Genomic DNA, 20,401 nt, shown 5'->3' with positions numbered 1-20,401 from the left:
GACGGTGACCGGAGAGGCGCCGTACCTCGACCGCCTACCCTGATCCGGCCATGGCACATCTGCTCGGGGCCGAAGCCCTGCACCTGCAATATCCGACCCGCGTGGTCTTCGACGCGGTGACCCTCGGGGTCAACGACGGTGACCGGATCGGCATCGTGGGTCGCAACGGGGACGGCAAGTCGTCGCTGCTGGGAATGCTGGCCGGCACGATCGCACCGGACGCCGGGCGGGTGACCCGACGCGGCGGCGTACGGATGGGTGTGCTCGATCAGTCAGACACCCTCGACGGCGCCACAACGGTCGGTGCCGCGATCGTCGGTGACCGCCCCGAGCACGAGTGGGCCGGCGACCCGAAAACGCGCGACGTCATCGCCGGCCTGGTGCCGGAACTGGCCTGGGATGCGCGGATCGGTTCGCTCAGCGGCGGCCAGCGGCGCCGGGTGGCGTTGGCGGTCCTGCTCGTCGGCGACTGGGACGTGATCGCGCTCGACGAGCCGACCAACCACCTCGACGTCGAGGGCATCACGTGGCTGGCGGCGCACCTGCGGGCACGTTGGGCGAGAAACTCCGGCGGACTGCTGGTCGTCACCCACGATCGCTGGTTCCTCGACGAGGTCGCCACGACGACCTGGGAGGTGCACGACCGGACGGTCGAACCGTTCGACGGCGGGTACGCCGCCTACATCCTGCAGCGCGTCGAGCGGGACCGGCAGGCCGCGGCCAGCGAAGCCAAGCGCCAGAACCTGATGCGCAAGGAGCTCGCCTGGCTGCGGCGGGGCGCTCCGGCGCGGACCTCGAAGCCGAAGTTCCGCATCGACGCGGCGAATCAGCTGATCGCCGACGTGCCACCGCCTCGTGACCGGGTGGAACTGGCGCGGTTGGCCACGGCGCGCCTGGGCAAGGACGTGGTCGACCTGCTCGACGCCGGCGTCAGTTTCGACGGCCGGGAGGTGTTGCGCGACATCGAATGGCGGATCGCGCCGGGGGAGCGGACGGCGATCCTCGGCGCCAACGGGGCCGGCAAGTCCACGCTGCTCGGCCTCGTCGCCGGCACGGTGACGCCCACGGCGGGTCAGGTCAACCGCGGTAAGACCGTCCGAATCGCGGTGCTGGACCAGCAGTTCCGGGAACTGGCGCAGCTGACCGGTGATCGGGTCCGCGACGTACTGGCCCGCACCCGCACCAGCTACGTCGTCGACGGCCGGGAACTCACCCCGGCACAACTGCTGGAGCGGTTGGGCTTCGCCCGTGAACATCTCTCGGCGCGCGTCGGGGAACTGTCCGGCGGCCAGCAGCGGCGACTGCAACTGTTGTTGGTCCTGCTGTCCGAACCCAACGTCCTCATCCTCGACGAACCCTCCAACGACGTCGACACCGACATGCTCGCCGCGATGGAGGACCTGCTCGACAGCTGGCCCGGGACGCTCATCGTCGTCTCGCACGACCGCTACCTGGTCGAACGCGTCACCGACCAGCAGTACGCCATCGTCGACGGCCGGCTGCGGCATCTGCCCGGCGGCGTGGACGAGTATCTGACGCTTCGCGCTGCGGCGCAGCAGCTCGGTGGGGGGATTGCCCCAGGTTCGCCGCGCGAGCCGGATAGCGGGACCGCAATAGCGGTCACCCGTCCGTCAGGGGCAGCGGAGCGGGCCGCGCGCAAGGAACTCAGCGCGACCGAACGGAAACTCGACCGGGTCGGTCAACGGATCGCCGCGATCCACACCCGGATGGCTGAGCACGACCAGTCCGACTACCAGGGCCTCGCCGAGTTGCACGAGCAACTGCGGGAAGCCGAAGCCGAGACAGCCGCGCTGGAAGCTCGCTGGTTCGCCCTGTCCGAGGTTGCCGGCTAGCCGACGATCGCGCCGATCGGACCGCGTCGGCTGGGAACGTCGGACGGCCGGGATCTGACCGCGTCGGCTGGGAACGTTCGAACGGCCCGGATCTGATCGCGTCGGCTAGGAACGGTCGAACGGGCCGTTGAGGGTCCGGAGCGCGTCGGCAAGCTGCCCGTGCTGCTCCGGCGGGATTGCCGCGAGGATCCGCCGTTGCACGGCAAGGAGATCGGCCAGCGCACCGTCCACCCGGATCCGCCCGTTGCCGGTCAGCCGCACCCGCACGCCCCGGCGGTCGCGGGGGTCGGGGGTGCGGGCCACCAGGCCGCGCCGTTCGAGCCGGTCGAGCCGGTTGGTCATCGTGCCGCTGGTGACGAGGGTTTCGGTGACCAGTTGACCGGGCGACAAGGCGTACGGCGGGCCGGCCCGGCGCAACGCGGCGAGGACGTCGAACTCCCATCCGTCGAGCCCGTGCGCGGCGAATGCCTCGTTGCGTGCCCGGTCGAGGTGGCGGGCCAGCCGCGTGACGCGGGAGAGGATCTCCAGCGGCGCGACGTCGAGGTCCGGACGTTCCCGCTGCCAGGCCGCGACGAGGCGATCGACCTCGTCGTACGGCGATCCCGCCGGCGCGGCGTCGACTCCGGACCCAGCGGCGACGACGGTACGAGCTTCCCCGGCCGCCGGCTCCGATGAGGTCACCGGCCCATCCTAGGAAGGCGTCAAGATTCTCGACATCAAGATGCCGAGGCTCGTGCCGTCGGCCGTTGCCGGGTAGGAGCGGTCAGTCCTTGACCGACAGTCGCGGCTTCTGCTCCAGGTGCGCCAGGCCGTTCCAGGCCAGGTTGACCATGTGGGCGACGACCTCGTGCTTCTTCGGCTTGCGGGCGTCCAGCCACCACTGTCCGGTCAGCGCGACCATGCCGACCAGCATCTGGGCGTACATCGGCGCCATCTTGGCGTTGAGTTTGCGGGCGTCGAATTCCTTGGCCAGCAGGTGCTCGACCTGCGAGGCGACCTCACCGAGAAGGCTCGCGAAGTTGCCGGTGCTCAACGACACCGGCGAATCGCGGACCAGGACCCGGAAGCCCTCGCCGTACCGCTCGATGTAGTCGAACAGGGCCAGGCCGGCCTGTTCGAGCATCTGCCGGGGGCGGCCTTCGGAGGCTGACAGCGCGTCGGTCACCATCTGCAGCAGACGGTTGATCTCGCGGTCGACCACGACCGCGTACAGGCCTTCCTTGCCGCCGAAGTGTTCGTACACCACGGGCTTCGAAACCCCGGCCTTGTTGGCGATCTCCTCGACGGTGACGACCTCGAAGCCCTTCTGGGCGAACAGCTTCCGTCCGACGTCCAGCAGCTGCTGGCGGCGTTGCGGACCGGTCATGCGCACGCGTTCGGTCCGTGCTTCACCAGCCTTGGACTCGCTGTCGTCGGCGGCCGGCCCGTCGTCGGCAGGGTGGTCGTCGTCGACGGATCGCGGCTGCGCCGGTACGCCGTGCAGGTGGGGATACGAACTGCTCATCCGGGTACCCGCTTCGCCTCGAGCCGCTCCGGCTGCGGCCACTTGACGTCGGTGGCCCAACCCGCCTTCTCGAACAGGGCGATCGTCCGGGCGGAGATGTCGAGCTGACCGCGTAGGGCCCCGTGCCGGGCCGAGGTCGGCAGCGCGTGGTGCAGGTTGTGCCACGACTCGCCGAACGACGGGATCGCCAGCCACGCGACGTTGCCGGAATGGTCACGGGACCGGAAGGGGTGCTTGCCCCAGACGTGGCAGATCGAGTTGATCGACCAGGTGACGTGGTGCAGCAGCGCGATCCGGACCAGGCCGGCCCAGAAGAACCCGGTCAAGGCGCCCTGCCACGACCAGGTGATCAAACCGCCCAGGACCGCCGGCAGCAGCAGCGTCGCGGCGACCAGGTACGGGAACAGCCGGGAGATCTTCACCAGGTCGGGATCGCGCAGCAGGTCCGGGGCGTACTTGCGCTGCGGCGTCTGCTCGACGTCGAACAGCCAGCCCATGTGGGAGTAGAGAAGACCCTTCGTCAGCGCCCACGGCGAGCTGCCGTATCGCCACGGCGAGTGGGGATCGCCGTCGTCGTCGCTGAACGCGTGGTGCTTGCGGTGGTCGGCGACCCACCGCACGACCGGACCCTGAATCGCCGTCGACCCTGCCACGGCGAGGGCGATGCGCAGGCCGCGGTTGGCCCGGAACGAGCCGTGGGTGAAGTAGCGGTGGAATCCGACGGTGATGCCGAGACCGGCGATCAGGTAGAAGACGGCGAACAGCGCCACATCGGACCAGCCGATGCCCCAACCCCACGCGAACGGGACGGCGAGGACGAGCGCCAGCAGGGGGACGCCGATGAAGACCCCGACGAGGATGCGTTCGGACACCGACTGAACTTCGTCGGAGTTCGACGCCCGCTCCGGAATGGTGCCTGCGGCTGCGTAGGCGTGGCCGGTCAGCGCCAGGTCCTCCGCGGTCACGTCGTCGTTCATCTCGGGCGTCATGGTCATTCGCGGGGCTCCTCGTCGTCTGGCGGGTGTTGCCGGTCGGATGACGGGCGGGCCGAGCACAGTGCTGGTCGAAGCGGTGGAACGGGGCGGTCAGAGTGCCGGTCGAGCGGGGTACGGCACCTCGATCGGGGCCGGCCTTGCGACGCCTACGTAACCGTAACCTACGGTGCCGTAACCTCGCTACCCGGCGAACCGGCATGGCGATGAACATTGCGGGACTCTCGCCACCACGGACCGGTGGCACACTGGCCGCCGCCCGCGTCGTTCCGGGCGCAGTCCGCCGTGGGGTAATGGCAGCCCGCCAGCCTTTGAAGCTGTAGGTCCTGGATCGAGACCAGGCGGCGGAGCCCTGGCGGGCGCGGCTATCGTGGCCCTGCCTTCCCGGCCGACCGCCAGCCGCGCCCGCCCCGGCGCGCGAGCCCGTCCCCCAGGAGACCCTGTCTCGTGAGCGCTCTCCGGCCGTCCGCCGTGGTCATCCTGGCCGCCGGCGAAGGTACGCGCATGCGGTCGGCGACCCCCAAGGTGCTGCACGAGATCGCCGGCCGCAGCCTGCTCGGCCACGTCCTGGCGGCGGTGGCACCGCTGGAAGCCGACACCGTCGCAGTCGTCGTCGGTCACGGCGCCGACGAGGTGGCCGCCCACCTCGAGCGGGTGTCGCCTTCGGCCCGGACCGTGGTGCAAGCGGAACGCGGCGGCACCGGCCATGCCCTCGCCGTCGCGCTGGCCGGCCTGGCCGAGTACGGCTGGTCGGCCGAGACCGCCGGGCCGGTCGTCGTCGTCTGCGGTGACACGCCCCTGCTGCGTCCGGCCACCCTCACCGGGCTGCTCGCGGCGTACGAGGCCGGCACTCCCGCCGCCGTGCTGCTGAGCGCCGACCTGCCCGATCCCACCGGCTACGGCCGGGTCGTCCGGGACGCCGCCGGCGCGGTCGTCGCCATCGTCGAGCAGCGCGACGCCGACGCCGGGCAGCGCGCGATCACCGAGGTGAACGCCGGCATCTACGCCTTCGCGCCCGGGCCGCTGCTGCGGGCGCTGCCGAAACTGGGCACCGCCAACGCCCAAGGCGAGCAGTACCTGACCGACGTCGTCGCGCTGCTGCACGACGGGGGGGACCAGGTCGCCGCGCTGGCCGTCGAGGACGGCGCGGAGATCCTCGGCGTCAACGACCGGGTCCAACTGGCCGCGGCCGGCCGGATCCTGCGCGACCGGATCGTCACGGACTGGATGGTGTCCGGGGTGACCGTGATGGACCCGTCGACGACGTGGATCGACGCGGACGCCGTCATCGAGCCGGACGCGACGCTGCTGCCAGGTGTCTGGTTGCGCGGGCGTACGGCGGTCGCCGCCGGGGCGACCGTCGGGCCGGACTGCACGCTGACCGATACGACGGTGGGTGCCGGCAGCAACGTCGTTCGCACTCAGGCGACCGGCGCCATCATCGGTCCCGGCTGCGAGGTCGGGCCCTTCACCTACCTTCGTCCGGGAGCCATCCTGGCCGAGGGGGCCAAGGCCGGCGCGTACGTCGAGATCAAGGCGTCGCTGGTCGGCCCCGGATCGAAGGTGCCGCATCTGTCGTACGTCGGTGACGCGCAGATCGGCGCCGGTTCCAACATCGGTGCCGCCACCGTGGTGGTCAACTACGACGGTGTCGCCAAGCACAAGACGGTGATCGGCGACCACGTGCGGATCGGGAGCGACACGATGCTGGTGGCTCCGGTGACGGTCGGCGACGGCGCGTACACCGCCGCCGGCTCGGTCATCACCGAGGACGTTCCGGCCGGGTCGATGGCCGTCGCCCGGGGCCGGCAGCGGATCATCCGGGGGTGGGTGAGCCGTCGGCGGGCGGGCAGTCCCGCCGCTGCAGCGGCCGAACGAGCGGCCGCGCGAGACGCTGCGGCACACGAGGAGAGCGAGGACCGGTGACCGGTAGGAAGACCGACCCGCAGAAGAAGCTGATGTTCTTCGCCGGCCGCTCCCATCCTGATCTGACGACCGAGGTGGCCGACGCGCTCGGTGTGGAGCCGACCCCGACGGTCCTGCGCGACTTCGCCAACGGCGAGATCTTCGTGCGTTTCGAGGAGTCGGTGCGTGGTTGCGACGCCTTCGTGATCCAGAGCCACACCGATCCGATCAACACCTGGATCATGGAACAGCTGATCATGGTCGACGCGCTGAAGCGGGCGTCGGCCAAGCGGATCACGGTGATCGCGCCGTTCTACGGCTACGCCCGGCAGGACAAGAAGCACCGCGGCCGGGAGCCGATCTCGGCGCGGCTGATGGCGGATCTGTTCAAGGCCGCCGGCGCCGACCGGCTGATGTCGGTGGACCTGCACACGTCGCAGATCCAGGGCTTCTTCGACGGGCCGGTCGACCACCTCTTCGCCCTGCCGTTGCTGGCTCGCCACGTCGCCTCTCGGGTCGACCGCAGCCGGATCACCGTCGTCTCCCCGGATGCGGGCCGGGTGCGGGTGGCCGAGCGGTGGACCGACGTCCTCGGTTCGCCGTTGGCGATCATCCACAAGCGGCGGGATCCCGACGTCCCCAACGAGGTCCGGGTCCTCGAGGTCGTCGGCGACGTACGCGACCGGATCTGCGTCGTGGTCGACGACATGATCGACACCGGCGGCACGATCGTGAAGGCGTCGGACGTCCTGTTCGACAACGGCGCGGCCGAGGTCATCGTCACGGCGACGCACGGCATCCTCAGCGACCCGGCCGCCGACCGGCTGAAGAACTCGCGCATCTCCGAGGTCGTGGTCACCAACACGTTGCCGATCCCGGCCGAACGCCGGTTCGACAAGCTGACCGTGCTGTCGATCGCCCCGCTGCTGGCCCAGGCCATCACCGAGGTCTTCACCGATGGTTCGGTGACCAGCATGTTCGACGATCCGCCGATCGAGCAGGGCTGACACCACCAGCTGACCGCCGCCGACGCGACCGACCGGACGCGATCGGACGGGACCGGTTCGCGGGGGCCTGTCGCCGGTGGTCGCCGCCTGCGGCCGATGGTCGCAGCCACGGGCCGGCCGGACCTGCGTGGGGGTTTGGGCGCGGCGGCCGTCGGCCGGTAGAGTCCCGAAGGTTTCCTCGGCGAGGGCACCCGGACCGTCGTACGTCGCCGTACGCCGGGTCGGGCAAGCCGTGATCGACGCGGTCGCGTCGGTCGCCTGCGCCTGAGCCGGGGTCCGATCCGCCGACCACGCCAGAGGAGCTGTCCCCGTGACCCAGGTACGTCTGACCGCCGAGCCGCGCGACGAATTCGGCAAGGGTGCCGCTCGCCGGCTCCGCCGCACCGGGAAGGTGCCCGCGGTCATCTACGGCCAGGGTGCCGAGCTCCGGCACGTCGCGCTGCCGGGACACGAACTCGCGCAGGCCCTCCGCAAGCCTCGGGTCGTGCTGGAGATCGACCTGGGCGGTACGACGACGCTCACCGCGCCGCGCGACGTGCAGCGCGACCCGGTGAAACTGTTCCTGGAGCACGTCGACCTGATCGCCCTGACCGCGGCCGAGGCCAAGGCGCGGGCGCAGGAGGGGGAGGCGATCGCCGCGGCCGAGGCCGCCGCAGTCGAGGCCGGGCAGGACCCGGTGGCCGCCGCCGCTGCTGTCGAAGAGGCGATCGCGGCGGGCGAGAGCGCTGAAGACGCTGCAGCACACGCTGTTTCGGACCTCGAGGACATCGCCGAGGCGCGCACGGAGGCCAACGCCGCCGAAGCGGCGGCCGAGGTTTCGGCGGCCACCTCGGAGGAGTCCGCCGGGGAGGCCTGAGCCGTGGCCGTCGCCGACGACGGCCCCTGGCTGGTGGTGGGCCTGGGCAACCCCGGCGCCGAGTACGCCGCGACCCGACACAACGTGGGGGCGATGGTCGTCGATGTCCTCGTCGCGCGTTGTGGCGGCAAGCTGTCCGCGCATCGCCGCGGTCGTGCCGACGTCGCCGAGGAGCGGCTTGCCGGCCGGCGGCTGATCCTGGCCCGGCCTCGGTCGTACATGAACGAATCCGGTGGTCCGGTGCGCGCGCTCGGCGACTTCTACGGCGTACCGGCGCACCGGCTGCTGGTCATCCACGACGAACTGGACATCCCGTACGGCGCGCTCCGCCTGAAGCTGGGCGGGGGCGACAACGGGCACAACGGGTTGCGCAGTGTGCGATCGTCGTTGGGCAGCGGTGACTTCCATCGGCTCCGCGTCGGGGTGGGGCGTCCGCCCGGCCGGCAGGATCCCGCCGAGTTCGTCCTCAAGCCGTTCTCGGCGGTGGAGCGCCGCGAACTCCCGCTGATACTCGACCGCGCTGCGGATGCTGTGGACCAGCTGCTGCGCGACGGTCTCGCGGTGACCCAGAACTCCGTGCACTCCGATCCGGCGTAAGGATGTCGATGTCACCCAGCGATCCGTTGCCATCCCCAGCCGCGCGGTCTGCGGCCGACTCAGCCGCCGCATCGGAGCAGGAGACCGCCGATGCCGTGGTGTCGCAGGCGATAGCCGCCGAAGCCGGCCAGTTGTTGCTGGACCTGCGGGACTCCTTCGGTCCGGTCGACCCGGAGGACCGCGCGCGCGCCGGGCGGTTGCGGGACGAGGCCGACGCGGCCTCGCACCGGCTCATCGTCTCGCGCTTCGCCGAGCAGCGGCCCGGCGACATCGTGCTGAGCGAAGAGGGCGTCGACGACCCGGCTCGCCTTGGCGCCGAACGGGTCTGGATCGTCGATCCGCTGGACGGTACCTGGGAGTACGGCTCGGGCCGGGCGGATTTCGCGGTCCATATCGTGCTGTGGACCAGGTCCGGGCCGGACGGCGCCGGGACCCTCTCGGCCTCGACGGTCGAACTGCCCGCGCAGGGCGCCACGCTCGCCTCCGTGGATCCGCGACGTCCGGCGCCGGAGCTTCCCACCGACCGGCCGCTGCGCCTCGTCGCCTCCCGCAGTCGCGCCCCGAAGACGTTGAGTGCCACCGCCGATCGACTCGGCGAGCGGCTCGACCGCGAGGTCGAGATCGTCGGGGTGGGATCGGTCGGGGCGAAGGTCGCGGAGATCCTGCGCGGCAACGCCGAGGCGTACGTGCACGACACGGGTTTCTACGAATGGGACGTGGCCGCTCCGCTGGCCGTCGTGCACCGGTACGGCTACCACGGGACTCACACCGACGGCGCGGACATCCGGTTCAATCGGCCCTCGCCGTACGTGACGAGCCTCGTCGTCGCGCACCCGGCGATCGCCACCGACCTGTTGCAGGTCGTCGCGCTGTCCTGACTCGGACATGTCACCGGGAGGCACCGCGTCGCCGTTCCGGGCCGGTGCCCCGGACCGCCAGCCGGTGCGGTGAAGTGCAGCGCGGTGCAGTGCAGTGGAGTGCGGTTCTTGCCCAGGGCATTGCGCCGTTGTGGTCGGACGCCCCGTCTGCTCAGGCCGAGTCCGGAGGGAAGGCGCAGAACTCGTTGCCTTCCGGGTCGAGCATGACCCACCAGTCGATGTCCGCGTCCGGGTCCCGAACGATGCGTGCGCCGGCGGACACCAACCGCATCGGAGTGGCGTCGACCATCGTCACGTCCCAGTGGCACCTGTTCTTGACCGTCTTCGGCTCCCGAACGGGGTTGAACACCCACAGCGGAAAGGGCAGGCCGGGCACGTCGCTCACGCCGGCGGCCGCCATCCCCGGGTCCTGACCGAAATCGCCACCGGTGACGCTGGCCCACCAACTGGCGATCGCCGCGGGGTCCACCGCGTCGACGACGAGGTCGATGGGGGCCGGCGGGAGGGCAACAGGGTTCGCACCCTGCGGCCGCGCAGGCCAGTCCGGCGAGACGGGCCATTCGGGCGAGACGGGCAGTGCGGACTCGGGCCGTTCGGATGAGGCCGGCTGCGGCGACGAGGCAGGCTGCGGCGACGAGGCCCGCGTCATCGGCGGGGTCGCGCAGAACTCGTTGCCCTCCGGGTCGGCCAGCACCCACCAAGGGAGTTCTGCTGTCGGTTCGCGGACGACGCGCGCGCCGGCGGCCAGCAACGGCCCGGGGTCGGCCGCCGCAAGCCGGAGGTCGAGGTGGACACGAGTTCGCACCGTTCGTGGCTCCGGGACCGGATCGACCCACAGCGTGACGCCGCCGAGCAGCCCGACCCGGTAGCCACCGGCGTCGTCGGCCGCCTCGACGGGCCGGTCGAGTACGCGGCCCCAGAACGCGGCGAGCGCGGCGGCGTCGTTTGCGTCGAGGCAGAGGTCCCGGAACCGGCACAGCACATCGCTCATGTCGCCCATCGTGCCGCGCGCACGGCCGCGGTACCGCTCGACGCCGGCCCCTCGGCCGGCCCCTTTCACCCCTCGGCCGGCCCATCGGCCTGCCCCTTGCGGGCTCTTTCGCCCCGGTGCCACCGCAAGGGCGGGGAACGAAGCCGGGTTGGCCGCCCTTGCGGTGGCACGGCGGCCCAGACGGGCACGCGAAGCGAACGAGGTACGCCGCGGGTGCCGGGTGCCGGGTGGAGGTACGCCGGGGTGCCGGGGTGCCTGGGCGCCCCGGGGTACGGCGGACGCCGGTCGGCGCGGGCCGCCGTAGGGTGGGTCCGCCCGCGCCCGACGGAAGGTGCACCACCGAAATGACCCTGCACGGCCTCCTCGGCGCCGTCGTCGTCGACCCGGTCGTGGCCCGTGCGGTGCAGCGCGCCCGTGCGACCGGCGGCAGCACGGCGGTCGGTGGTGCTACGGCGATCACCGCCCCGGCTGCATTGCGCCCGTTGCTGGTCGCCGCGCTGGCGGCCGCGGGTCCGGCGACCGGGGACCGGCCCGTCCTGGCGGTCACGGCGACCAGTCGGGAGGCCGAGGATCTCGCGGCGGCACTCAGCTGCCTGCTCCCGCCGGACGAGGTCGCACTCTTCCCGTCCTGGGAGACCCTGCCGCACGAGCGGCTGTCCCCGTCCTCGGACGCGGTCGGCACTCGGCTGGCCGTGCTGCGCCGGCTGGCCCATCCCAGCGCCGACGATCCGACGATCGGTCCCGTCCGGGCGCTGGTCGCACCCATTCGCGCTGTGCTGCAACCGATTGTCGCCGGACTCGGCGACCTGGAACCGGTCCGGCTGACGGCCGGCGACGATCGGCCACTGGAGGACGTGGTCCGGGCGCTCGCGGCGGCGGCGTACACCCGAACCGATCTGGTCGAGAAGCGCGGCGAATTCGCCGTGCGGGGCGGAATCCTCGACGTCTTCCCGCCCACCGAGGAGCATCCGGTCCGCATCGAGTTCTGGGGCGACACGGTCGAGGAGGTTCGCTGGTTCAAGGTCGCCGACCAGCGCTCGCTCGAAGTCGCCCCGCACGGCCTCTGGGCGGCACCGTGCCGGGAACTGCTGCTCACCGACGCCGTCCGCGCCCGTGCGGCGGCTCTCGCGCAGCAGTACTCGGACCTTGCCGAGCTGTTGGGGCGACTCGCCGAAGGCATTGCGGTGGAAGGGATGGAGGCGCTGTCGCCGGTCCTGGCCGACGGCATGCAACTGCTGCTGGACGTGCTGCCGGAGCGCAGCCTGGTGGTCGTCTGCGATCCCGAGCGGGTCCGTACCCGTTCCGGTGATCTGGTTCGTACCTCCCAGGAGTTCCTGGCCGCCTCCTGGCACAACGCCGCTGCCGGCAACGCGACACCGATCGATCTGGGTGCTGCGGCGTACCGCTCGATCACGGAGATCCGTGACCATGCCGCCGGACTCGGCCTGCCGTGGTGGACGATCTCGCCGTTCGCCGATCTCCCGGCGGACGCCGCGGCTGGTCAGTCGTGGACCGGTGAGCCGTCGGCCGAGGAGCCCGACGACTCCCTGATCGTCGCGGCGCGCGCCGCCGACGCCTACCGCGGGGACACCGAGCGGGCCCTGACCGACATCCGGGCCTGGGTGAGCGGCGGTGCCCGGGTCCTGCTGGTCACCGAAGGACACGGTCCGGCGGAACGGCTCGTCGAACAGCTGGCCGCCGCCGATCTGCCGGCCCGGCTGCATCCGGACCTCGTCGACGAACCGACCCCTGGCCTGGTCCACGTCGCGACCGGCCGGCTGGACACCGGATTCGCGCTGCCGGCCGTCGATCTGGTCGTCCTCACCGAGACGGACCTGGTCGGTCAGCGGTCGACCACCAAGGACATGCGCCGGCTGCCGTCGCGGCGGCGTAACACCGTCGAGGCGTTGGCGCTGCGGCCCGGCGATCTGGTGGTGCACACCCAGCACGGCGTCGGGCGGTACGTCGAGATGGTGCAGCGCACCGTCGCGGGGGCGACGCGGGAGTACATCGTGCTGGAGTACGCCGCATCCCGGCGCGGGCAGCCCGCTGACCGATTGTTCGTCCCGTCCGACGCGCTCGACCAGGTCACGCGGTACGTCGGCGGCGAAGCGCCTGCGCTGCACCGGCTCGGCGGTGCGGACTGGCAGAAGGCGAAGGGGCGCGCCCGCAAGGCAGTTCGCGAGATTGCCGCTGAACTGGTGCGGCTGTACGCCGCTCGGGCCGCCACGGTCGGGCACGCCTTCGGCGCCGACACCCCGTGGCAGCGGGAACTGGAGGATGCGTTCCCCTACATCGAGACGCCCGACCAGCTAGCCAGTATCGATGAGGTCAAGGCCGACATGGAGAAGTCCATGCCGATGGACCGGCTGATCTGCGGCGACGTGGGCTACGGCAAGACCGAGATCGCCGTACGGGCCGCCTTCAAGGCCGTCCAGGACGGCAAGCAGGTCGCGGTCCTGGTACCGACGACACTGCTGGTGCAGCAACACTTCTCGACGTTCGCCGAACGCTATGCCCCGTTCCCGGTACGGGTTGCCGCGTTGTCCCGCTTCCAGACCGACGCCGAGGCGTCGGCGGTGGTGGCCGGCATCGCCGACGGCACGGTCGACGTGGTCATCGGGACCCACCGGCTGTTGACCGCTGGCGTGCGCTTCAAGGATCTCGGCCTGGTCGTGGTCGACGAGGAGCAGCGCTTCGGGGTGGAGCATAAGGAGCACCTGAAGGCGTTGCGCGCCAGCGTCGACGTCCTCACCATGTCGGCCACACCGATCCCGCGAACACTGGAAATGGCGGTCACCGGCATCCGCGAGATGTCGACCATCCAGACCCCGCCGGAGGAGCGCCATCCGGTGCTCACGTTCGTCGGGCCGTACGACGACAAGCAGATCGCTGCCGCGATCCGCCGGGAACTGTTGCGCGACGGCCAGGTCTTCTTCGTCCACAACCGGGTGTCGTCGATCGACCGGGTGGCGGTTCACTTGCGTGAGCTGGTACCGGAGGCGCGGGTCGCCGTAGCGCACGGCCAAATGAACGAACACACGCTGGAGCAGGTGATCGTCGACTTCTGGGAGAAGAAGGTCGACGTGTTGCTGTCGACGACCATCGTCGAGTCCGGCATCGACATCGCCAACGCGAACACCCTCATCGTCGACCGGGCCGACACCTTCGGGTTGTCCCAGCTGCACCAGCTTCGTGGCCGGGTCGGCCGAAGCCGGGAACGGGGCTACGCCTACTTCCTCTACCCGCCCGAACGACCGCTGTCCGAGACCGCTCACGAGCGGCTCGCGACGATCGCCGCGCACACCGATCTCGGGTCGGGCATGCAGGTGGCGATGAAGGACCTGGAGATTCGTGGCTCCGGCAATCTGCTCGGCGGAGAGCAGAGCGGCCACATCGCCGAGGTCGGGTTCGACCTGTACGTCCGGCTGGTCGGGGAAGCCCTGGCGCAGGCCAAGGGCGAGGGCCCGGCCGAGGAGCTGGCCGACATGAAGGTGGAGCTCGCCGTCGACGCGCACCTGCCGCACGACTACATCCCCGACGAGCGGCTGCGGCTGGAGGCGTACCGCCGGCTGGCGGCCGCCGCGACCGACGAGGAGATCGCCGCGGCCCGCGAGGAGTTGCAGGACCGCTACGGTCCCGTGCCGACGCCCGTCGAGCACCTGCTCGCGGTCGCGTCGTTGCGGGTGGTGGCCCGCGCCGCCGGGCTCACCGAAATCGTGACCGCGGGGAACCGGCTGCGGTTGCATCCGGTCTCACTGCCGGAGTCGCGGAGCCTGCGCCTCAACCGGCTCTACCCTGGCAGCCTGCTGAAGCCCGCGGTCCGTACCATCCTCGTGCCGGCGCCGACGACGGCCCGGGTCGGAGGCCAGCCGTTGCGGGACGCCGCTCTGCTGGACTGGATCCGGACGCTGATCGGCGACGTCCTGCTCGATACCCCCGTCCCCGCACCCGCCTGAACCGGAGCGACCGTGATCTGGACTCTGCGCGAGCAGCGCCGTACCGCCCGCCTGGCCGGCCTCGCCGGCGGTGCCGGTCTGGCGGTGGCCGTCCTGGCCGGATGCGGTCCGCTGCAGGCCGGGTCGGCGGCGATCATCGGCGACAAGGTCGTCGCGGAGTCGACCATCGCCGACCAGGTCGCCGAGGTGAACACGTTGTCGGGCGCGGCTCCCGGGGCGGCGAACCTCGCCGCGACCGCGACGACGGTCAGCGACGCCGTGGTGCTGTCGCTGCTGGACCTCGCGGCCGCGCGACGGGGCGTCGTGGTCACCCAGACCCAGGTCGACCTGCAGGTGGCGCAGGCAGTCGCGGCAGCCGGCGGCGAGCAGGCGATGAACGATCGGCTGGTGCAGACCGGCGTCCCGCCGTCGTTGTTCCCGAGCATCGCCCGCGGCCAGTTGCAGATCAGTGCGATCGGTGGGCAGCTGTTGCCGGCCGGTACGCCGCAGGAACAGGGCGCCGCGACCCGCGTCGAGCTGATCGCGCTGTCGCGTGAGGTCGGTGTCGAGGTCAACCCGCGGTACGGCACCTGGGACGAGGAAGCGCTGAACCTCGGACCGTTGTCGACCCAGCTGGCCGCGCCGCCGGAGGCGTTCTCGCCCAGCGCATCGCCGTCGGCGAGTCCCAGCTCGTCGTGACCGGGGCGGGCGGCGCGGCCGATCCGGGCGGACCGGCAGCTCCGCCCGGCGCCCGCCTGCTCGACCTGGTCGCCGTACTCGACCGTCTGCGCTCGCCGGGTGGCTGCCCGTGGGATGCGCGGCAATCGCACGAGTCGCTGGTGGAGTATCTGGTCGAGGAGACCTACGAGGTCGTCGAGGCGATCGAGTTGGGGGACCGCGACGGACTGCGCGAGGAACTGGGCGATCTGCTCCTGCAGATCGTGTTCCATGCCCGGATCGCCGAAGAGGACCCCGTCGATCCCTGGACCATCGACGACGTCGCGGCCGGCATCGTGGCGAAACTCGTCCGCCGTCACCCGCACGTCTTCGGCGACGCCGACGCGCGTACCGCCGCCGAGGTGGAGGCCGGCTGGCACGCACTGAAGGCGGCCGAGAAGGGCCGGGAGTCCATCACCGACGGGATCCCCCTGGCACTTCCGGCGCTGGTCCTCGCCAGCAAGGTGCTGGCCCGGGCCGACCGGGGCCGGCCGGACGTCGTCGCCGGCTCCGCAGCGGCCCGGAATGCCGCCGCCGCGGTTGACCTGGCCGATACCGACGCCTGGGGCGAATTCCTGCTGGCGCTGGTAGCGCGCAGTCGTCGCGACGGGGTGGACGCCGAGGCTGCGCTTCGCGCGGCGGTACGCCGACACCGAGCCGCCATCCGATCCGCGGAGGGGCTCGATCGGGCCGATTCCGGCGAGCCCGGTGACGGAGCCCGACGGTGACCGGCGGCCCGCCGTCCGACGTACCGTTCGATATGCCGTCTCCCGGCGTCCCTGCTTCGGCCGTGCCGTCGCCGGCGGACCGCGCCTTCGTCGAGTTGGCGACCGCGGCCGTGGACGACCTGCTGGCCCGGGATCCGGTGCTGGCCACCGATCTCGGCGATCACCGATTCGACGATTGGCTGCCCGATCTGACACCGGACGCTGCCGCCGACGAGCTGGTCGGGCTCGACCGGACCCTCAGTGCCCTGGACGCGGTGGACGATCTCGCGCTGGGTGAGGCCAACGCCGTCGACCTGGAGATCCTGCGATCCCGGCTGACCGCACGGGCGTTCGCGTTGAACGAACTCGCCCGGCCGACCTGGGATCCGCTGGTGTGGAATCCGGGGACGGCCTGTCACCAGCTGCTGGTGCGGGATTTCGCGCCGCTGCCGGACCGGCTCGGGTCGCTCGCGGCTCGGCTGGCCGCGATCCCGAACCACCTGCAGGCGGCCCGCGAGACGTTGGGCACGATGCCGAGGGTCCACGTCGAGACGGCGCTGGTCCAACTCGACGGCACCCTGGCGTTGCTGTCCGTCGACGTGGACCGGGCGCTCGACGCCGCGCCGCGGTCACGCCACGTCGTTGCGCCGGTGCGCGACGCGGCGTGCGAGGCGATCACGGCGTTCCGGGAGTGGCTGTCCGCCGGGCTCGCCGACGCGACCCGCAGTCCCCGGTTGGGTGCGCAGCGGTATGCCGCCGCGCTGTGGCACACCCTGGATGCCGAACTCGGTCCCGACGACGTCCTGCGCCGAGCGGAGGCCGATCTCGAGCTGATCAGTGCCGAGATCGAGGAGGTGGCCGCCGAGTTGACCGGCGGCCGCGGGACGGACGCCGTACGCCGGGCGCTGGCCGAGGTCGCCGCCAGTGGCCCGGTGACCGATGCCACGGTCTTGCCTTGGTGCACCACGGCATTGGCCCGTACCACGCAGTTCGTGAACGAGACCCAGTTGGTGACGCTGCCGGAACTCGACATCGACATCGTCGAGATGCCGGAGATTCACCGAGGCGTCGCGGTCGCCTACTGCGATGCCCCCGGACCGTTCGAGACCGATTCGCTTGCCATGCGTTTCGCGGTCGCGCCGCCACCGGCGGATTGGGATCAGGGCCGGGTGGCGTCGTTCTTCCGTGAATACAACGTCCACATGCTGCACGACCTGACCGTCCACGAGGCCATGCCCGGGCATGTCGTCCAGCTCGCTCATGCCCGGCAGCTGCGGGCACCGACGCCGGTGCGGGCGGCGTTCGCCAGCGGGCCGTTCATCGAGGGTTGGGCGGTGTACGCCGAACACCTCATGGTTGACCGCGGCTTCGACGGTGACGGCGGCAGGCGGGGTGCGCTCGCGCTTCGGCTGCAGCAGTTGAAGATGGCGCTGCGCATGACCATCAACGCCATCCTCGACGTCCGCGTGCATTCCCGCGGGATGACCGAAGACGAGGCGATGTGGCTGATGCGGGGCCGCGGCTTCCAGGAGGAGGGCGAGGCGGCGGGCAAGTGGCGGCGTGCCCAGCTCACCGCAGGACAACTCGCCACCTACTACGTCGGCTGGCTCGGAGTTTCCGAGATCGTGCACGATCTGCGCGTGCTGCATCCGGACTGGTCCGACCGGCACCTGCACGACACGGTGCTGGGCCAAGGTTCGCCGCCACCTCGTCACCTGCGGCAGCTGGTCGGCCTGCCCTAACGGGGTACCGGTGGGCGAGTGGGCATCGCCGCGCGGCTCGTGGCCGACTTTGACGGTAACGGCGTGTCGGCATTGCGCTGCCAACCTGAGGAACGCCTAAGGTCGTCCGGTACCACCCGCACGGGGCGGGGTTGGTTCTGAATGGGGGCGGCCATGGCCGGTCGGGCGGGTGATCGGCCATTCACGCTTCGCCGGCCCGGCTGCATTCCCGCCGCGGTGGTGCCAGTAACCGCGTGGCGGCTGACGCGGGAAGCGATGCTGCTGGTTCTACGTGAGCCTGGCGGCATTGAAAGGCGAGCGATGTTGCGAGGCGTTGGGAGCTTGTTGTGGGCATAGCCGCTAGCACAGCCCTCCGATGCGTGGCGGTCGCCGCTCTCGGCGGTACCCTCTCCGCCTGTGCCGGAGAGGAAGTCAGGGTAGTCAGCAATCAGCCGACAGAACACCTGGCGGTTCCACACGGCGTCGCGACGAGTCTCGATGCCATCTGTGATGCCGTTCGCTCCAATCTTCCGGGAGTGACCACCGCCGCTTACGTGCCCGTCCCCAAATGGTCGAACGGCTTCGCCTACTGCAGCTTCGCGGATGTGGCAGGCGGAGTAGTCCTCGTGACCGTCGGATCTGAACAGACCATTCGTGGTTCAGGGCAGTTTTCGGGTGTCCAGGACTACTGGGACAGGGGGCTGATGGTTTCAGGTGCGTCGCCAACCGCTGCGGCTGGTGGGCAAGTGCTCATACAGCCAACAGGAATCGGACTGGAAGCCCTTGTCGCTGGCCAGGTCGTCACTGTTTCGAACCGGAACTCTCTTGACGGTGCGGCCGAGGTGAACTCGGTGGCCGAACTAGCACGGTCCTTGCCTCTATTGTCGCCCAGCTGACAACAGGCGCCGCGGAAAGCTGCGTCAATCTAGTTCGATACGGCCTCTAGCTGAGGAGACGTACCGACCGTTCGGCCGTAGACGCCGGTCTCGACGGTGGCCGCCGTCAAGGGACACGCCAATCATCTGGAGCGAGCTCGTTGCCGCCCCCTTGACGGCGGAACCTCACATGCCTAGGGTCGGTCTCAACTCGGTCAGCTCGCTAGCGGGGCATCGGCCGCAGTCCTAACGAGGGGAAATTGATGCAACGGGCAGCTCTGATTGCATGAATTCGGTAAGCAAAGTTGAGTATGTGGGCTGGATCAACAACGAGGACGCTTCGTCGGTCCTCGTATACGGCAACTCTGCCGCATGCAACTGAGTTCGTATGCCTGCATTGCTCGAACCGGCATCCTAGTCAGGTGTCGGCGACGCCTCTCGACGGTGCTCATTGTGGTCTGCTTTGCCTTGCCGATCTGCTTGGCTGCCGCAGTGAGCACCGTTGATGGGCAATCGGACCCATCGGGCCCCCAGCGCGTCGCTGCGCGCCTCGGTGACGGTGCCGGAGAACTTGTCCAGCGCCAGTTCCCACAGGTGAATCTGGACGAGGCAGTGCGTGCGCGATCCGAGACAGCGTCGATGGGCCGCAGCATAGATCCGGTCGCCCGTATGTCGATGTCCTCTCGGAGTGTTTCAGTGTCGGCTGGAAGCTCTACGGTGGTAGCTAGTCTGCTTGCCCGTCCGTGGACCGACACAGAGTTGGGTCTTGGCGCCTACTCGTTGACGGCCGGCCGAGCTCCGCGAGCGCCTCATGAGGTCGCGTTGTCGCCAAGTCTGGCTGGACAGCTCGGTGCAGACATCGGCGACACTGTGGCTTCGATGGGTGTCGCTTGGACGGTTGTTGGCACTATGGTTGACGCGCTGCGTCTTCAATTGCCGGTCGTCTTCACTGACCCAGGGGCCGCGGCTGAGTTGGCTCCATGGGACACGGACATTAGATGGATTCTGACCGTATTGCCGTCTAGCGACTGGAGCAACAGCAACTACTTCGTCAACGATCGAGAGCAAATCCTGCAGTCGGGATCGAGCTACTTGAGTCGTATGCCGTGGCCCATCGTAGCTGGCTGTCTCATGTTGTTGGTATTGATAGTGCTCATGGTTAGATTGATCGACCGCGATTCCTCTCTTCGCCGCCTAGCCTTGCTTTCTCGACTTGGTGCGCGACGGGCGCAGCTGATGGTTCTGGGCCCGGGAGAAACTCTTGCTGTCGTGGTGTTTGGGACAGTGCTAGCGGTCGCTGTAGTGGCAGCAGCCTGTTGGTACTTCCACCAGCGAGTCTGGTGGGATGGCGAGCGAGTGCCGCCAGCGCTGGACGTCCCGTGGAGCCAACTGGCCGTGATATGGCTCTTGACTGTCGGCACGCTGGTACTGGGCTCGATGCTGTCAACGCGGAGCGGCCGAAGGCATCCTTCCTCGCCGACAGCGCCGACAGCGCCGACAGCGCCGACAGCGCCGACAGCGCCGACAGCGCCGACAGCGCCGACCGAGCTGGCGGCAATCCGCGCGCTGAGACGGTGGTCAGCCATTGCGGCACGGGGCAGCAGCGGTAGGGCGGGAGCGTGGAGCGTTGTCACCGCCGCCGCATTGGTCACGATGGCGTTCGCGTTGGCAATCGCCACGCAGACCATGCGAGCCGGAGATAGCCGTACGGTGCTGCAACCTGGCCAGTCGTGGGTTTGGCTGGACCGCGGGAAGGCCGTCTCCCCGGACACGCTAGACGAGATGGCGAAAGTTACAGGATTGCCTGTCGCGACTGGTGACGAACTCATTCTTCGGAATGCATTTGGCAGCTTCGTCAAC

At 70.2% G+C, this 20,401-nt stretch carries 13 protein-coding genes, 1 tRNA gene and 2 pseudogenes; 12 read left to right on the top strand and 4 right to left on the bottom strand.

The window, feature by feature from the left end:
* The first annotated feature begins 50 nt into the window (after positions 1-50).
* The gene (locus EPO13_09995) at positions 51-1,853 is read left to right on the top strand and encodes an ABC transporter ATP-binding protein (protein ID TAK68442.1); all 1,803 of its coding nucleotides are present in this window, start codon (positions 51-53) and stop codon (positions 1,851-1,853) included.
* Between the two features lie 105 nt (positions 1,854-1,958).
* On the opposite strand, the gene EPO13_09990 is transcribed toward EPO13_09995, so the two are convergent.
* The 3 genes from EPO13_09990 to EPO13_09980 all read right to left on the bottom strand — a co-directional run bounded on the left by EPO13_09990 (position 1,959) and on the right by EPO13_09980 (position 4,352).
* Entirely contained in the window at positions 1,959-2,534 is a 576-nt protein-coding gene (locus EPO13_09990) for a MarR family transcriptional regulator (protein TAK68441.1), read from the bottom strand.
* Between the two features lie 82 nt (positions 2,535-2,616).
* A complete protein-coding gene (locus EPO13_09985) occupies positions 2,617-3,357 on the bottom strand; it encodes a TetR/AcrR family transcriptional regulator (protein TAK68440.1) in 741 nt (246 codons plus the stop codon).
* A complete protein-coding gene (locus EPO13_09980) occupies positions 3,354-4,352 on the bottom strand; it encodes an acyl-CoA desaturase (GenBank protein TAK68439.1) in 999 nt (332 codons plus the stop codon). The genes EPO13_09985 and EPO13_09980 overlap by 4 nt, the downstream gene beginning before the upstream one ends.
* Before the next feature lie 276 nt (positions 4,353-4,628).
* Here EPO13_09980 and EPO13_09975 point away from each other — a divergent pair.
* The 6 genes from EPO13_09975 to EPO13_09950 all read left to right on the top strand — a co-directional run bounded on the left by EPO13_09975 (position 4,629) and on the right by EPO13_09950 (position 9,592).
* Positions 4,629-4,702: transfer RNA gene (locus tag EPO13_09975), tRNA-Gln, on the top strand.
* A 94-nt stretch (positions 4,703-4,796) separates the two neighbouring features.
* Positions 4,797-6,275 carry a bifunctional UDP-N-acetylglucosamine diphosphorylase/glucosamine-1-phosphate N-acetyltransferase GlmU gene (gene glmU, locus EPO13_09970; GenBank protein TAK68438.1) on the top strand — a complete coding sequence of 493 codons (1,479 nt, stop codon included), beginning with the start codon at positions 4,797-4,799 and terminating at the stop codon, positions 6,273-6,275.
* Complete coding sequence (locus tag EPO13_09965; GenBank protein TAK68437.1) at positions 6,272-7,261, top strand: ribose-phosphate diphosphokinase; 990 nt, start codon at positions 6,272-6,274, stop codon at positions 7,259-7,261. The genes glmU and EPO13_09965 overlap by 4 nt, the downstream gene beginning before the upstream one ends.
* Before the next feature lie 310 nt (positions 7,262-7,571).
* Complete coding sequence (locus EPO13_09960; protein TAK68436.1) at positions 7,572-8,117, top strand: 50S ribosomal protein L25; 546 nt, start codon at positions 7,572-7,574, stop codon at positions 8,115-8,117.
* Positions 8,118-8,120: 3 nt separating this feature from the next.
* Complete coding sequence (locus EPO13_09955) at positions 8,121-8,714, top strand: aminoacyl-tRNA hydrolase (protein TAK68435.1); 594 nt, start codon at positions 8,121-8,123, stop codon at positions 8,712-8,714.
* 2 nt (positions 8,715-8,716) lie between these two features.
* Positions 8,717-9,592, top strand: a complete 876-nt coding sequence (locus EPO13_09950) for a 3'(2'),5'-bisphosphate nucleotidase CysQ (protein ID TAK68434.1) — start codon at positions 8,717-8,719, stop codon at positions 9,590-9,592.
* Positions 9,593-10,235: 643 nt separating this feature from the next.
* Here the strand turns inward: EPO13_09950 and EPO13_09945 are convergent.
* A pseudogene (locus EPO13_09945) lies at positions 10,236-10,583 on the bottom strand (VOC family protein).
* Between the two features lie 344 nt (positions 10,584-10,927).
* On the opposite strand from EPO13_09945, the gene mfd reads away from it, so the two are divergent.
* The 5 genes and pseudogenes from mfd (at position 10,928) to EPO13_09920 (ending at position 20,086) form a co-directional block, all read left to right on the top strand.
* Positions 10,928-14,542 (top strand): transcription-repair coupling factor, encoded by a 3,615-nt coding sequence (gene mfd, locus EPO13_09940; GenBank protein ID TAK68433.1) that lies wholly within the window; start codon positions 10,928-10,930, stop codon positions 14,540-14,542.
* 12 nt (positions 14,543-14,554) lie between these two features.
* The gene (locus EPO13_09935) at positions 14,555-15,220 is read left to right on the top strand and encodes a hypothetical protein (protein TAK68432.1); all 666 of its coding nucleotides are present in this window, start codon (positions 14,555-14,557) and stop codon (positions 15,218-15,220) included.
* On the top strand, positions 15,112-15,966 hold the full coding sequence (locus EPO13_09930) for a MazG family protein (protein TAK68431.1): 855 nt from the start codon (positions 15,112-15,114) through the stop codon (positions 15,964-15,966). Before EPO13_09935 ends, EPO13_09930 begins: the two co-directional genes overlap by 109 nt.
* Before the next feature lie 32 nt (positions 15,967-15,998).
* Complete coding sequence (locus EPO13_09925) at positions 15,999-17,687, top strand: DUF885 domain-containing protein (protein TAK68692.1); 1,689 nt, start codon at positions 15,999-16,001, stop codon at positions 17,685-17,687.
* A gap of 1,985 nt (positions 17,688-19,672) precedes the next feature.
* A pseudogene (locus tag EPO13_09920) lies at positions 19,673-20,086 on the top strand (FtsX-like permease family protein).
* The last annotated feature ends 315 nt before the right edge of the window (positions 20,087-20,401 follow it).

It is taken from the genome of Actinomycetota bacterium (assembly GCA_004297305.1).
In the GTDB taxonomy this organism is placed as follows: domain Bacteria; phylum Actinomycetota; class Actinomycetes; order S36-B12; family FW305-bin1; genus FW305-bin1.
The sequence above is the reverse complement of the archived record's forward strand: the minus strand, read 5'-3'. Positions and strand labels throughout refer to the sequence as shown.

What these genes read in the sequence shown, in the direction of transcription:
- EPO13_09995 (TAK68442.1), top strand. Translation starts at nt 51, where the DNA reads ATGGCACATCTGCTCGGGGCCGAAGCCCTGCACCTGCAATATCCGACC.
- EPO13_09985 (TAK68440.1), bottom strand. Translation starts at nt 3,357, where the DNA reads ATGAGCAGTTCGTATCCCCACCTGCACGGCGTACCGGCGCAGCCGCGA.
- EPO13_09980 (TAK68439.1), bottom strand. Translation starts at nt 4,352, where the DNA reads ATGACCATGACGCCCGAGATGAACGACGACGTGACCGCGGAGGACCTG.
- EPO13_09950 (TAK68434.1), top strand. Translation starts at nt 8,717, where the DNA reads ATGTCGATGTCACCCAGCGATCCGTTGCCATCCCCAGCCGCGCGGTCT.
- mfd (TAK68433.1), top strand. Translation starts at nt 10,928, where the DNA reads ATGACCCTGCACGGCCTCCTCGGCGCCGTCGTCGTCGACCCGGTCGTG.
- EPO13_09925 (TAK68692.1), top strand. Translation starts at nt 15,999, where the DNA reads ATGCCGTCTCCCGGCGTCCCTGCTTCGGCCGTGCCGTCGCCGGCGGAC.